The sequence below is a fragment of the Nocardia sp. NPDC003693 genome, from assembly GCF_053981095.1.
Map to the genome: position 1 here is coordinate 128712 of NZ_JBSFNO010000002.1, position 14854 is coordinate 143565.

Genomic DNA, 14854 nt, shown 5'->3' on the forward strand with positions numbered 1-14854 from the left:
GAACACCTGTGAACGACTTCCCGAACCGGGGATCCGGGGTCGCTACACCTGAACGTCCGGCGCCGCAGGCGCCACCGGAACAGCCGCCCGCACCGCCGCGGCCGCCGGCCGAACTGCGGTCGGACGAGATGTGGCTGTTCCGCAATCTGCCACTGCGACTGGTGATTCCGGTCGCGCTGTTCGGCGTGCTCACCTCGCTCATCGCCGTCATGCTGGACGGCCCGTGGTGGGCGGCGGCGCTGGCCGGGGTCATTCCGGCGCTGATCTTCCTGGCGCCCTTCCGGGGCGTGCCGATCGGGCTGCGCCTGGGCCGCTGGGCGGGCTTCCGCTGGCGCCAGGCCATGCGCGCCGATTTCGAGGAGGGCACCCAGTTCGACGTGCCGCTGCCCGACGGCGGCAGCTACGGATTGCGCTGGGACGGAACCCTGCTCACCACGATGCTGCGCATCGACAATCCGCCGGACACCCTGACGCTGCTGCGCCGCGGCTCGCTCAGCACCGACCAGGTGCTGCCGCTCGCCGAGATCGCCTCGTGCCTGCGGCAGTACGACGTCGAGCTGGATTCGGTCGACGTGATCAGCAACGGCACCCGCACCGCGAGCACCGAGGCGGTGCTGTCCGGCTACGCGTCGAGCATCGCGCCGCTGGGCCGCCTGTACGACGAGATCCTCGGCCCGCTACCGGCTATCGCGCACCGCACAGTGTGGCTGGTGCTGCGGCTGAACCCGCTCACCAACAACAAGGCGGTGCAGAATCGCGGCGGCGGCCCCGAGGGCGCGCTGCGCTCGGCGATCATCGGCACCCGCCGGGTCGCCAATCGCCTTGCCGCCCGCGGCATCACGGCCTCGGTGCTCACCACCGCCGAGATGACCCTGGCCAGTCGTGAACTCACCCGCGGCATTCCGCTGGAGGAGTTCACCGAGCACCCGGATTCGCTCGAGCACGACGGCATTCACCTGACCAGCTTCCAGATCGATCCGCAGCTGTTCAGTCTCGACGGCCTGGCCAAGATCTGGGCGGTGCGCAGCCTGGCCACCACGGTGACCGTGCGCCTGCGCCCGACCGCCGACGCCGACGCGCGGTTCGAGGCCATCGAGGTGGACGCCCGCGTCCGCTACGACACCCAGCAGCCGGTCGAGGAGCCGCCCGTCCCGGGTCTGCTCGAGCTCCCCCGCCGCCAACTCTGGGCCCTGGCCGACATCCTTTCCTATGGCGCGCAGGAGATTCGGCCCAGCGGCTATCAGGGCCCGATCGAGGCGCTGTCGGAGATCGCGGTCCCGACCGCGGGCTGCGGTCAGCTCATCGGCGCGGACGCCACCGGCAGCGGCGTGGCCGTGCCCCTGATCGGCAACGGCTCGCGGCGCATCGACATCATCTCCGACCTGCACCTGGCGCAGCAGGTCATCCTGCGCGCCATCGCCCTGGGCGCGGGCGCGGTGGTGCACACCGCGCGGCCCGGCGCGTGGCAGCACATGATCGCCAATGTCGGTGCCTCGCAAGCCCTCTCGCTCGCGTCCTCGGTCACCCACAGCTCGCGCCACAGCACGATGACCGCCCGCACCCCCAACCCGGCCGCCACCGTGATCGTCTTCGACGGCGTCCCGGCCACCGCTCCCCCGGGTTCGGCCACCGTGGTCACCCTGCACCAGGGCGTTCCCCCGGGCTACCAGCCCGACGCGGACGTGACGATCATGCAGCACCGCAACGCACCCCACACGGTCACCGTGCACACCCCGGCCACCAAGACCACCGCGCAGTTGGTCACGACTCCGGCGGAGCAGCGGTATATCGGGGCGGCGCAGCCGGCTCGGTACTGAGCGGGGGCCGCTCCCGGCCGTCCGAACGCCGCACGGCCCGCGTGATCGCCACACGGCCGCGTCGATGCCGCACGGCGTTCGAGCGTCGCGCGACACGGACGCCGCGGAGCCGGGTGAGGCGGAGCACCCGGGTAAGGGCCGCACACCCAGGTCGGAACCACACAGCCGGGGCCGAAGCCAGGCAGCCGAGCTCGTACCGCACGACCAGGTCCGAGCCGAACGGTCCGATCAGAGCCGCGCAGCCAGGCCAAAGCCACACAGACAGGTCAGAACCACACGGCCGGGCCGAAGCCGGGCAGCCAGGGCCGAGCCGCGAGCCGGTGAAACCAGAGCGGCAACGTGGGGCGCCTACCGCACACCGCGGCGTAGCGCCGGCACCAGGGTGTCGAGCAGGATCCGCTCGGAGGCATCGGTCCAGTGGCGGAACGCCTCCACCGCCGCCGGGTCGTCCAAGACGAGCACGGCGGTGTCGCGCAGGGTGAGGGTCACCGGCAGATTCGTCTGGCTGCCACCGCCCGTGGATGCGGCGTCGCTGCGCACGGCGAGAACGTATCCGGCGCGGACGTCCTCCAGATCACCCGGATCCCGGGTGCCGTCACGGGTTACCGGACGCGGGGTGGGCTCGTCGCCGACGCGCGCGCAATTCAGGTCGTAGGTGAAGCCGAGCGCCTCGAGGAACGCCGCCTGCGGGCTCGGCTCGAGGTGCAGATCCATGTCCCCGTATCGACCGCCCTCGCCGATGATGTCCACCGCGGCGATGACCTTGCCCGTGAACGCCGGATTCTGCTGCCGCGCTTCGGCGGTGGTGCGCGGCGGCGTGGCGGGGGCCGCCGCCGTCGTGGTGTTCGGCGTGACCGGGCCGTCGTCGTCGCGGCCCGCCATCCAGACACCCGCCGCGACAACCAGTGCGAGCACCACGGTCCCGGCCGCGATCCGGAGCGCGTGCCTGCGAACAGGTTTCGCGGTCGTATCGTTGGTGGCGGCGGACCCGTAACCGGTATGCGCCGGGGCGGCGGCCGCTGCCGGGGTGGTGACAGGATCCGGCGCCCAGGTGCGCGCCGTCGTGTCCGGGATGGTCCGCGAATCGCTGTCGGTCGAGAACGAGAGCGGCGAGACACCCTGCGCCATCGCCGTTTCCAGCGCCCGGGTGAATTCGTGGCAGCTGTGGAAACGCGATTCCGGATCCTTCGCCATGGCGACCGCGATCACGTCGTCCACCGCCGCGCTCAGTTCCGGCCGCAGCTCGCTCACCCGGGGCGGTGGCTCGAACAGGTGCGCCATCATGACCGGCCCCGGCTGCGTGCCGGGGAACGGGTTGCGCCCCGTCGCCAGTTTGAAGAACGCGCACGCGAGCCCGTAGATGTCGGCGCGGTGGTCGAGCCGGTGCCCCTCCAGCTGTTCGGGCGAGGCGTAGGCGATCGTGGCGACGAACTTTCCGGTGCGGGTGATCTCGACGCCATCCACGGTGGACTTGGCGACCCCGAAGTCGGTGAGCAGCACCCGTTCCGCGTCGCCGTCGGTGGCGGAGAGCAGGAAGTTCGCGGGTTTGACGTCCCGGTGCAGCAGCCCGCGCCGATGCGCGTGATCGAGTCCGCGCCCCACCTCGGTCACGATGCGCAGCGCCCGCGCCGGCGTCATCGCCGCCGGGTCGCGCTCGAGTGCGGCGGCCGCGTCGGTGCCCTCGACGTACTGCATGGCGATCCACAGTTGCCCGTCGGTCTCACCCCGGGTGTGTACGGCCACCACGTTCGGATGATCCAATGCGGCAGCGAGATCCGCTTCCCGGGTGAATCGGGATCGGTACTCCGGGTCGGCGGAGTGTTCCACCCCGAGCACCTTGATCGCGTCCCAGCGCGGCAGACTGGGGTGCCGGGCCAGATACACGGTGCCCATGCCGCCCGAACCCAGCACGCGGTCGAGGTGGTAGCCGCCGAGCAGCATTCCGAGCTGAATCGCCATGTCCCCGCCCTACATCCACGCGCTCTTGGCGAGCAGCGCGTATTGGGCGGCGGCCTGCTGCCACGCGTCCGGCAGCAGATTCGACTGGACGATGGCGACGTAGCGGTCGTAGCGCACGTAGCAGTGGTACTCGTCCAGCGAGCGAAGGGTGGGGTACCGAACGTACCGGTGGCAGAACGTGTCCGGGACTCCGGCGGGCGCTTCGGTGAGTTCGGTGCGATTGCGCTGGAACTCGCTCAACAGCGTGGCGGCGGCGTCCCGGTCACGCGCGCGGAGCAGTGTCGTGTCCCGCAGTGAATCCAGCTCAGCCACCGCGTCGACCCCGGCGCTCTCGAGCACCCGCCGCGTCTGTTCCGGATCGTCGGCGGTGTGCAGGTAGGCGCGCGGGGTGTACACCCCCTCCCGGCCGAAGTACGGCGTCACGTATTTGTCGGGATGCAGGAGCCGCCGCATCATGGCCTGCGGGTCGTAGTCCAGCCGCAGCACCTCGCGGGACGTCAGCGGCGGCAACTGATCCAGTAGCGAGATCTGCGCGCTCAGCGTCTGCTGGGCCAGCGTGGTCAGCCCGCCGAGTTCAGCGGTAGGTCGCTTCACGAAGACGTTGATCAGGTAGTTGCCGTGCGCCGCGATCGCGCCCAGTGTCGGAACACCTGGCCGCCAATGCGCTTTCGCGTTCGGGTACCGATCCAGCGCGACCGGGACGTTCTCCGCCGCGACCGCGAAGTCCGCCGCCTCCATCTCCACCGCCGCGCGCGAGGCGGAGTCCGGGTCGGGGAACTGCAGGACGGTCAGGTGCACGGTGGTCGAGTTCGGTTCCAGTTCGGCCGTGTCGAGCGCGTTCACCTTGATCTGTTCGGCGTCGTCGCCACCGCTCTGCCGTGCCACATCCGCAACGGACACGGTGAACCCGAAGAGCATTCCGTTCCGCTCGATGATCGGTACGTCCGCCTGCAGCAGGAATTGCGCCCCCGCATACACATTGGTGATGGGCCCGGCGTTGCGGTTGAACTTCAGCGCGGGATCGATCTCCGTCCCGGTGGGGACGAACCCGGCCAGCCGGATGGCGGCCAGGTCGGCGGCGATGTTCGGAAAGTGCTGCCATTCCTTGCGGTAGTCCAGCGGATCGGTGGGATAGGAGCCCACATCCAGTGTGCGAACGTCTATTTCACCGGCGACCGGGGTACCCGGCACCCCGGTGCAGCCGGCGAGCACCAGCGCCGAGAACACACCCGGAATCAGTCGGGACAGTGACCTGCGTGCGGACATCGGGATCACCCCTCTACTTGTTCCGGGCGAGCAGCGTGTACTGGGCCGAAATACGCTGCTGGACATCGGGTAACTGCAGTCCCCAGGACATCGCCAGGTACCTGTCGAAGCGGACGAAGCAATAGAACGGGTAGGTGCTCTCGGCGGGCCCGCGATATTTGGTGCACTTGGCGTTCGGCAGTCCCGGCGGCGGATTCGCCGCCACCCGGTACTTCCCCGCGGCTTCCTCGTCCAGCATCTCGGCGGCCGCGCTCGCATCACGGGTGCGGTACAACCAGGTGCCGTGAACACTCACCCGGTCGACGCCGTATTTCTCCAGCCGCTTGCGCGACTTGTCCGTGTCCTCGCTCAGATGCACGAACGCGGACGGCTCGTACACGCCGGGCACCATGCGGAACTCGTCGCCCTCGGGGCGGGGCAGCGAAATCCGGAGCAGTCCTTCGGGATCCAGCGGGACGGTGTCCAGCTGATCCGGCGGCGTCGGCTCGAAGGAACGCACCCGGTCGGCGACCACCGCGGTCCCGTTGTCGGCCAGCGTGGACAGCAGGTTCTGATCGGAGATCTTCAACGTGCGATTCTCCCGGCTGTAGGCCGTGGCCACGATGACGAACTTCCCCGTCGCGTACCAGGATGTGAGCGCCTGTGCCTCAGGCTGCCAGGAGACAACGGCGCGCGGATGCTTCGCCGAACTCAGCGGTACGACCTTGCTCGCCTCGGCCTGCCAGCCGCGCGCGGCCAGCGCCGTCCCGGCGGCGGTGGCCTGCGGCTCGGATTCGAAGAGCAGCACCGAGACCGACAGCGTGAAGGAGATGCGCTCGTCCGACTCGGATTGCCCCGTGCTGGCGAAGCCGGCGACGAAACCCGCTGCGTCCTGGGCGAATCCGTCCTGTTTCAGCCAGTCGTACATCGGGCTGGGATGGGTGACATCGGGCTCGAGGAACACGTGGATGTCCCCGCCCCGATTGAACCGCAGCCGCTCGTCCATTTCCGACGGCACCGGAACGAACGCTCCGAGCCGCTCGGCCTCGAACAGCCGCGCGACGGACCGATGATCCTTCGGCGCGTAGTCCTTCGGCTCGGTCCGGTATCCGCCCACGTCCAGCGCCCCGAGGTCGACCTCCGGGTCCGGCGGCCCCGCACCCGGATCCGACCCACACGATGTGACGGTGACCACAGCCGCGATCAATGCCGCGGCCAACCCACCCCGCCCTGCCCTACGCACGAAATTCACTCCCCCGCTGATCAACTCAACGGTTGTAGACAATATCGACTGTCCCGGTTTCGGCAAGGCGAGGTGGAGCGGCGAAACCTACCCGGGGTGTGCGTCACGCCCAGCCAGTAGACTTTCGGCACCGGTGAGCGTGACCGGCGACAGCGGTTCGGTGGGGGATACAGACATGCGGTACGACGATGCCCGGCGCAGGTCGGCCGGCAGACGGCTGCGCGCCGCTCTCGCCGCGGCCCTGGCGGTCTCGGCCCTGGCCGCCACCGGCTGCGGCTCGGAATCCGATGCGGCCGAACCGCTTCCGGACATCGACCTGAGCAAGCTGGACACCGGCTCCTACGACACCAAGCCCCAGGTACTGGCCGCGAAGAACCCCGCCCGCATGGCCCGGAATCTGGAGGCCCTGCGCCTGGGCGACGCGATGCCGCTGCCGCAGGAGATCGACCCGGCCATGACCTACGGTTCGACCGGCGGCGGGCCGTTCACCGCCGCCGATTCGTTCGACGGCAAGTACGTTTTCGGCTGGCTGGACAAGACCGAGTTCGATGCCAATACCGCGGGGTTGGTCGGGGGGTTTTCCACCTCGGCGCGCTCCCACGAGGACTCGGATGTCGCGTCCGCGATCACCGTGGCCGCCATGCTCTTCGAGAGCGAAGCCGCCGCGGAGACGGCCGCGATCGCGCTCGCTCACAAGGGTTTCGACGACAACAGCAAGGCCGAACCGGCCGTCCCCCAGCAGTACTCCGCCGCCCGGATGTCCTGGATCCCCAGTTCCCAGACCCTGGCGTCCTGGTACGCGACCGGGAAGTACGTGATCAACACCCTGGTCCGCGACAGCGTGAACTACCAGCTGAAGATCTCCGACCAGCCGGCGCTGGTGGCACTCACCGAAAAGGCCATCACCGTCACCTCGGACCGCCTCGGCAGGTTCGAACCGACACCGGTCGAGAATCTCATGGCTCTCCCGATCGACCCCCAGGGCATGATGCGCCTGACTCTGCTGCGCCCCAACGGCGACAAGACCGCCGCCGCCTTCGACGGCGCGCTGACGGCCCGCGCGGCCCTGCACCGCTGGGTGGACGACACGAAGACGTCCGCGATATTCGACAGGGCCGGAGTCGATTACATCGGCTACGGCGCCGGCGAACTGACCCGCACCCGGGATACCCCGGCCGCCCGAACGTTCATCACCGAACTCTCCGCCAACAAGTTCCAGCAACGAATAGACCCGCCGCCGGGTCTACCGACGGCCCTCTGCTTCAAGTATCGCGGCCCGGCCACCAATGAGTTCCCCTACAACTGCTACGTCTCCCACGGCCGCTACGCGGCACAGGTGTGGTCCTACCACCTGCAAGACGCGTACCAGCGCGTCAGCGCGCAGTACGCGATCCTGGCGAACGACAGGTAGGGCGAACCCATGGGGATTCACGCACATCGGAGGCACGTCAGGGTCGTGGGCGCACTCGTCCTCGCGGCGTCACTGGCCGCCTGCGGCAGCGACATCGAGGGCGTCCCCTCTCCCGGCGAGATCGACATCCGGCAGCTGGACGTGGGCAACTACAACACCGATCCGGCAGAGTATCGAGGCAAGTCCCGTCACTCGGTCGCGGCCGGCGAGATGCTCGACTTCTCCCGCCTGGTCGATCATGTCGTCATCGGCTCGGATGTCGACGGGAAGTTCGCACACGGCCTGCTGTCCAAACTCCTTCCCACACCGACACATACGACAAATGTGCTGACCGAGGCGGCGAAGCCCATTCTGGAAGCGACCGGAATGCTGTACGGCTTCTCGGCCGCCGCCAGCACCCACCCCCTTCTCGACACCACGTACTACGACAGCACCGGCAACTTCAAGCCGTTCGGCGGCGCGGACACGAATCCCGAAGCGACGTCGTTCAATATCACCGTCCTGCGGTTCCCGGATGACGACGGTGCCCGGACCGCGGCCGAGCAGATCGAGGCCGCCGACTTCGATGTCGCGCCCGACGTGAATACCCGCGTGACCATCGACGGCGTGCCCACGGCTCGAGCGCACTGGCGTCCGGGCGTCCCGTCCCTGGCGGCGACGGTGTCGCACGGCACCCACCTGATCAACGTGTTCGTCCAACAGCCGACCGCGGACCTACCGGAACTGAAGAGCCTGGCCGAACGGGTCTTCGCGGCCCAGGTCCTCCTGCTGGAGCGGATGCCGGTTCTGAGCCCCCGCGACTCACTCCTCCAGCCTCCCGATCCCCACGGCGTCGCCCGCCGGACGCTGACCCTGAACGACGGCCTCGCGGTGGACGCCGACAGCAACGCGATCCGAACGCCCCGTGGCTGGCTGCATTTCGTGCCGGAGCAACGGGTGTGGGAGCCGATGCTGGAGTCCAGCGGCGTGGACTACATCGCGACGACCAAGAAGACCGCGATCCTGTTCCGGGCGCGGGACGCTGCCGCCGCTCGATCTCTCCACACAGCGATCGACGCCCTGTACACCCAGCCGGTCGAAGCGCCGCCCAACTCTCGTGGCATCACCTGCGCCGAGAATCCGAAGCCCAAACTCTCGGGGAACGTCTTGCAGACCTGGGACGCCAGCGACCGCTTCCTCTGCACCATCAGCTACGACAGGTACGTGGCCCGGGTGGCCAGCGCCCAACTGACCGACGCCCAGCAGCGTGCTGCCGCGCAGTACGCGCTGCTGGCCAAGAGCCAGTACATGTGAGCGGCGCATGTGGTCTGGGCGGGATGAGGATGTGGGTGTCCGGCGACGTTCTTCACGAACCGCGTCGTCGTGCCGTGCAACCGGCCGCAGCGGTGCGCAACAAGACCGACCTGCCCAGTACACTCTGCACACTGGCCGGAAGTTCGATCAGTAGCGGGTTGTTCGGGGGGAAGTGCGAAATGCTTCATGGCTTAGGTCTGTCGAGCTCAGGCGTGTATCGACTACGTGCGGCGCTGGCCGCAACTGTGGCGATAACCATTCTGACGACCACCGGCTGCGGATCTGAATCGGAGACGAGTGAAGCGAATCCCGCTCCCGTCGATCTCGGTCTGCTCGACACTGGGAGCTACAACACCAAACCCCAGGTACTCGCGGCGAACAACGCGGCTGTCATGGCCCGTCAACTCGAAGCGTTGCGCCTAGCCGACGCAGTGCCGCTACCGCGCGAGATCGATCCCGCACTAGCGCATTTCGCCGACGTCGGCGGGCCCTTCACCAGCGTCAAATCCTTCGACGACGAGAGCATCTTCGGCTGGCTGAACTCAAGCGAGTTCGACACGAATACCCCCGGCCTCGTAGGCGGCTTTCATTCGTCAGCGAAAACGAACGAAGACGACAGCATCGCGACGTGGGTCACCAACTCGGTCATGATCTTCGACAGCGAAAGCTCGGCCACCGCGGCTGCGGTCGCCCTCGCACGCTCGGGTTTCAACAAGCCGGAGGGCTCGGAACCAGCGGCTTCCACACGCTATCCGAGCGCCCGGATCATGTGGAAATCCAAGTCGCAGGCGTTGGCATCCTGGTATGCCGAAGGTCGATACGTTATCAACACCCTTGTTCAGAACTCCGAGAACTCAGCGCTCGAGTTCTCCGATCAAGCCGGACTGATAGCCCTGGCCGACAAGGCGATATCCGTCACCACCGAGCGTTTGAAGAGCTTCCAGCCCACACCTCCGGACAAACTCGCAGACCTCCCCTTCGATCCCCAGGGGATGCTGCAACTTACCCTTTTACGCCCCAAGGGAGACAACCTCGCGGCCGCCTTCGAGGGGGTTCTGAGCGCTTCGGGTGCGCTGCATCGATCAGCAGACGTAGACGCGGATAGACGGCTCTATGAACAGAGCGGGGTGGATTTCATCAGCTACGGCGCCGTACAACTGAGTCGAGCCCGCGACGCAGCCGCCGCCGAAAGCATGCTCCATCAAGCCTGGCCGGACAGGTTCGTCCACAAGATCGAATCGCCACCGGGTCTTCCGAACGCGGTGTGCACCAAATACAAAGGGCCGAATATCTACATCATCCCGTTCAATTGCTATGTGACGAACGGTCGATACCTGGCGGCTTCCTGGTCCCAGCAGCAGCAGGACGCGTATCAGCGGATATCCGCGCAATACGCCATTCTGGCGAACGACAAGTAGGGACTTCCGCATGAAGAACAGTGTCGCTCGCCACATGACGAGAAGGTTCCTGGGTGCTCTCGCCGTCACAATGACAGCCGCCCTCTTGACCGGCTGCGGAAGTCGCATCGAAGGCACCGCCGAAGCGGGTGAGATCGACATCAGGAAACTGGCTGTCGGCAACTATTCCACAGATCCGTTGGACGTACGGAGCTCCTACCGCCGTAGCGTCACCGACGGCACGGAACTCGCCCTGGGAAGGCTGGCAGACGCTGTCGTAATCGGCGCCGATGTCGACCAGAAGTTCGGCTACGGCCTCGCCGCGAAGGCGCTGCTCACCCCCATGCACGCCATCGGATTTCTGGCCGAGGTAACCAAGCCGATCCTGGAATCCAACGCGATGATGTTCGGCTTCTCCGCCGCAGCGAGCACCCACCCACTCGCCGATACCACGTATTACGACCTTTCCGGCAACTTCCGGCCCTTCGAAGGCGCCAATATCAATCCCGAGGCGACCTCGTTCAACGTCACCGTTTTGCAGTTCCCCGATGACCAACGCGCGCAAGCAGCGGCGGAACAGATGGAAGCCGCGGACTTCGATATCGCCAAGGACCAGAATGTACGGGTCACCCTTCGCAGCCATCCCGGCGCTCGGGCGCATTGGCGCCCAGGTGTCCCGTCCATGGTCACCACCATGGCCGTCGGCCAGTACGTCCTGAGCGTCTTCGTCCAGCAGCCGAAGCCGGAACTCGACTCTCTCACAACCTTCGTGGAGCAGGTACTCGCCGCACAGCTGCCGCTACTCGCGCAGTCGCCGCCTCTGAACGCACGCGATTCACTGCGGCAGGACTTCGACCCGGATGACATGTTGCGTCGCACGCTGCACAAGAGTGAGTTCGCCACGCTGGACCCGGATCACGAGCTCAGCCGGACCATACGCGGCTGGCTGCACTACGTTTCCGACCAGCGATCGTGGAAGCAGATCCTCGACAAGAACGGTGTCGACCGGATCGCCACCACGGTCGAGCGCGCCCTGATTTTCCGTGCACCCGACAGTGCCGACGCGATCGCCTTGTGGTCCGACATCAACGCGCTGATGCCGAAGCCGGCTGAAGCCCCGCCGAATACCCGCGACATCGTGTGCGTCGAGAACCCCACTCCGAACGCCTCCTCTTTCTCCTCATCTTGGGACGCGAAGAATCGCTTCCTCTGCACCATTCGCTACGACCGCTATGTCGCCCGGGTCGCGAGCTCGGACCTGAACGATGCGCACCAGCGCGCCTCCGCCCAATACGCGCTGCTCGCAAAGAGCCAGTACCTCTAAGGAATAGACGATGAGTATCGGCCCGGGCTCCCTTGTCGGCGGCTACCGCATCGAGCGTGTGCTCGGTGCCGGCGGCATGGGAACCGTCTACTTGGCCAAGCATCCGGAGTTGCCGCGACGCGACGCGATCAAAGTGCTCAGCGCCCAGTACAGCACCGATCCCGAATACCGCGCCAGATTCGAACGCGAAGCGAATCTCGCTGCCGCACTTGATCACCCGAACATCGTCTCGATCTACAATAGAGGCGAGGACTACGGTCAGCTGTGGATCGCCATGCAGTACGTGAACGGCATCGACGCTTCCGACGCCGCCAAGGCCGCGCCGCAGTCGATGTCGCCCTGGCGCGTACTGCACATCGTCACCGAGGTTGGGCGCGGACTCGACCACGCCCATCGCCGGGGCATGCTGCACCGGGACATCAAACCCGCGAACTTCCTACTCTCAACCGGCGATGGCGGCGAAGAGCGGGTGCTGCTGACCGATTTCGGTGTCGCCAAGTCCACCGAGGACACCAATGAGCTGACACAGGCCGGAAGCTTCGTGGCGACAATCGCTTACGCCTCACCGGAACAACTCAGCGGGGATCGAGTAGATCACCGCGCGGACATCTACAGCCTCGCGTGTTCCTTCTTCCGCCTGGTATCCGGTCAGAACCCCTATCCCGGAACGCAACCGGCCATGGTGATGATGGGGCATCTGTACGAGCCGATCCCCAGCCTCATCGCTATCGACTCGTCGCTGCCGCCGGCGGTCGACGAGGTGCTGGCGGTCGCCATGGCGAAGAATCCTGCAGATCGATTCGACACGTGCCACGAATTCACCAACGCGCTGAAATCCGCACTCGAGTACGGGGTTTCAGGACTCAACCTGCAAACACTCCCCGTGGGGCAAACCCACTCGTCGCCCATGCTCCCCGATCCGCGCACCAAGTCCGGGACCCACCCCCCCGGCGCCGACGCGAACTCATCATCGACATCGAGCTCGGGCAAACGCCCCTGGGTCATCGGCGCGGCGGCCGCGACGGTGATCGCGGTAGCTGCGGGCATCGGAATCTGGACGACACAGGGCGATTCCCCGTCATCTTCGACAACTACCACGACCACCACGACGGTCGTCGCCGCTCCCAAATCGCTGCCGGATGCCAAGGAGCAGAATCCGGCGTTCGCGGGCAAGAGCATTGTCATCGTGGATATCTCCGGAAAGAGCGGCTACAACGCGACCGTGGACATCCAGCTCAGCCCCGGACCGCAGGCGCAATTCCTGGAGGCATTGGGCTTCGTCTACAACCCCAACTTTCTACGCCGCGGAGACGAGCCCAATCCCCGACCGATCGAGGGCGGCTCGATGGCTCATTACAAGGCCATGGAGCAGGTGACTTCCGGGTACGTGCTCACCGTGCGCAGCGACAGCGACGCCGGCGGTGGCGGTTTGGTGAATCTGCCGAGCGGCATCTCGTCGACACCGGCGTCCGTCGTTGTCCTGGATGACCCGGCTGCGGTCGCGGCGATGCGGCAGTGGTCGGACGGCTCCGAGCAGCTCCTACTCGACAAGCTGGTGCCGATTCTGCGCAAGAACGTGAAATAGCAGCGCGGTACTCCGGCCACCGCACCCGCGGTGGCACGGAGTGCTGATCACTTGGTCGGCAGGACGTCGTGCTGGACCAGGGCCTCGGACTTGGACAGCGTGGGCCCGGGAACGAGTTCACCGATGATCGCCCATGGCGCGAGCCGTGGTGAGGTGCCGAGGCCGAGAATCTTGGCGGTATCCAAATCATCTATGCCATAGCGAATTCCGGTGTCCGTGACATAGAAGAGCGTGTCGCGGCGCTGACTACCGGGTTCCACACCGGTGACACGGACGAACTCGCCGGAAGCAGGCGGCACGTAGACGGCGTCGATGCGATCGCCGGTGGTATCGGTGGAAGCCAAGGAAACGGGCGCGGCCTTGTCCGACAGCGGAAGCCTGGTGCCCACGAGCAGATTGACCGTTGCGCGGTCTGTCGGGCCCTCGGCGGCATCCGAGGCAGAACGGCCGTAGCCGCTCTCACGCGCCCACGTGATGCAGGCGACCGGATTGTCTTCGGCCGTAATGACCTTCGGCGCGGACACCGGGAAATCCGCGACCGGAAGCGAATTCACAACCGGCACACTGGCAATGACATCCGGTGTCACGGACTTGATCTCGCTCATGTTCTGCGAGTTCTCATTGCGAATGACCTGGGCGGTGAAGGCCGAGATTCGCTGACGACCTTCGGCGAGCACCACGTACAGTTCCGGCTCATCGGAGCCGTCCATTCCGGTGACCTTGATGACGCCGCCGATCGGCACACCGCTGAGCCGCCCCGGGCCGGGTTGTCCCGCCTCCGGGATCGAAGGCGCGGCCAGCGCGGGGACCGATACCGCGGCATCCAGCAGCCCCGTCGAAATCGGGCGTGCCCGCACACCGCTCAGGTTCAGCGCGTCCTTCATGGCCGCGTTCTGCGGGTCCACCTCGGCCTTTTTGCCGTCGTAGACCAGATACGTCTTGTTTTCCTTGGTGACGAGGATCGCCGTGCCGGCGTCTGCCTGCTTGATGCGATCACCGAGCACCAGTTCGCCGGCGATGGCCGTGGTCGTGGACCCCGTGGTCGAGGCCGAGCCGCCGGTGGCCGAGAGCTGGACCGTGTCACACAGCGTCCAGCGTGAACGCCCGCCCTGATCCGATCCCGGCAGCGCGCCCGGTGCACCCGGGATTCCGAGGATGGGGCCGCGTGCGACGGAGTCGAGTTTGCTGTCCTTCACCGACTTCGGCGAATCGGCGGATTCGGCGATGAGCCGCGCCGACGCCAAATTCAAGGCGGGATGCAGGGTCATCTTGGTTTTGTCGTTCTTGTCCCGCACCACGACGTAGAGCGCGCCGCTGTCCTTGCCCATGACAATGTTCGCGTCACCGATCGAACCCTGCGGCTTGATGAATGCCAGAATCGCGCACCCGGCGACCACCAACAGTGCGAGAATCGCACCGGAGATCAGCGAACGCGACTGCGCACGCATGGGATCGTGCAGCATGCGTACATCACGGCGCACGAGCGCGTGATCCAATCGGCGCAGCAAAAAGCGGTACCCATTGACCTGGGCACGAGTGGTCAATTGGGCTGGCACAGATCCTCCGTGGGGACAGAAACT

General features: G+C 66.7%; 10 protein-coding genes. 6 read left to right on the forward strand and 4 right to left on the reverse strand.

What is annotated here, in order from left to right; all coding sequences use genetic code 11:
* The first annotated feature begins 8 nt into the window (after positions 1–8).
* Positions 9–1817, forward strand: a complete 1809-nt coding sequence (gene eccE / locus ACWDOP_RS04465) for a type VII secretion protein EccE (RefSeq protein ID WP_456343899.1) — start codon at positions 9–11, stop codon at positions 1815–1817.
* A 348-nt stretch (positions 1818–2165) separates the two neighbouring features.
* Here the strand turns inward: eccE and ACWDOP_RS04470 are convergent, their stop codons facing one another.
* From ACWDOP_RS04470 to ACWDOP_RS04480, 3 genes are read right to left on the reverse strand one after another with little or no spacing between them, the layout of a single operon-like run.
* Positions 2166–3776 (reverse strand): serine/threonine-protein kinase, encoded by a 1611-nt coding sequence (locus tag ACWDOP_RS04470; protein ID WP_456343900.1) that lies wholly within the window; start codon positions 3774–3776, stop codon positions 2166–2168.
* Positions 3777–3785: 9 nt separating this feature from the next.
* Positions 3786–5042 (reverse strand): DUF7373 family lipoprotein, encoded by a 1257-nt coding sequence (locus tag ACWDOP_RS04475; RefSeq protein ID WP_456343901.1) that lies wholly within the window; start codon positions 5040–5042, stop codon positions 3786–3788.
* Between the two features lie 13 nt (positions 5043–5055).
* A complete protein-coding gene (locus tag ACWDOP_RS04480) occupies positions 5056–6216 on the reverse strand; it encodes a DUF7373 family lipoprotein (protein ID WP_456343902.1) in 1161 nt (386 codons plus the stop codon).
* A gap of 223 nt (positions 6217–6439) precedes the next feature.
* Between ACWDOP_RS04480 and ACWDOP_RS04485 the strand changes: the two genes are divergently transcribed.
* From ACWDOP_RS04485 to ACWDOP_RS04505, 5 genes are read left to right on the forward strand one after another with little or no spacing between them, the layout of a single operon-like run.
* Complete coding sequence (locus tag ACWDOP_RS04485; RefSeq protein WP_456343903.1) at positions 6440–7675, forward strand: DUF7373 family lipoprotein; 1236 nt, start codon at positions 6440–6442, stop codon at positions 7673–7675.
* A gap of 45 nt (positions 7676–7720) precedes the next feature.
* Complete coding sequence (locus tag ACWDOP_RS04490) at positions 7721–8968, forward strand: DUF7373 family lipoprotein (protein WP_456343904.1); 1248 nt, start codon at positions 7721–7723, stop codon at positions 8966–8968.
* Between the two features lie 35 nt (positions 8969–9003).
* Positions 9004–10386, forward strand: coding sequence for a DUF7373 family lipoprotein (locus ACWDOP_RS04495; protein WP_456343905.1), 1383 nt, complete (start codon positions 9004–9006; stop codon positions 10384–10386).
* Positions 10387–10396: 10 nt separating this feature from the next.
* The gene (locus tag ACWDOP_RS04500) at positions 10397–11689 is read left to right on the forward strand and encodes a DUF7373 family lipoprotein (RefSeq protein ID WP_456343906.1); all 1293 of its coding nucleotides are present in this window, start codon (positions 10397–10399) and stop codon (positions 11687–11689) included.
* 10 nt (positions 11690–11699) lie between these two features.
* Positions 11700–13274: a serine/threonine-protein kinase gene (locus ACWDOP_RS04505; RefSeq protein ID WP_456343907.1), complete on the forward strand. Its 1575-nt coding sequence runs from the start codon at positions 11700–11702 to the stop codon at positions 13272–13274.
* 47 nt (positions 13275–13321) lie between these two features.
* On the opposite strand, the gene eccB is transcribed toward ACWDOP_RS04505, so the two are convergent.
* The gene (gene eccB / locus ACWDOP_RS04510; RefSeq protein ID WP_456343908.1) at positions 13322–14830 is read right to left on the reverse strand and encodes a type VII secretion protein EccB; all 1509 of its coding nucleotides are present in this window, start codon (positions 14828–14830) and stop codon (positions 13322–13324) included.
* Positions 14831–14854: the final 24 nt, after the last annotated feature.

What these genes read in the sequence shown, in the direction of transcription:
- ACWDOP_RS04485 (WP_456343903.1), top strand. Translation starts at nt 6,440, where the DNA reads ATGCGGTACGACGATGCCCGGCGCAGGTCGGCCGGCAGACGGCTGCGC.
- ACWDOP_RS04505 (WP_456343907.1), top strand. Translation starts at nt 11,700, where the DNA reads ATGAGTATCGGCCCGGGCTCCCTTGTCGGCGGCTACCGCATCGAGCGT.
- ACWDOP_RS04500 (WP_456343906.1), top strand. Translation starts at nt 10,397, where the DNA reads ATGAAGAACAGTGTCGCTCGCCACATGACGAGAAGGTTCCTGGGTGCT.
- ACWDOP_RS04470 (WP_456343900.1), bottom strand. Translation starts at nt 3,776, where the DNA reads ATGGCGATTCAGCTCGGAATGCTGCTCGGCGGCTACCACCTCGACCGC.
- ACWDOP_RS04475 (WP_456343901.1), bottom strand. Translation starts at nt 5,042, where the DNA reads ATGTCCGCACGCAGGTCACTGTCCCGACTGATTCCGGGTGTGTTCTCG.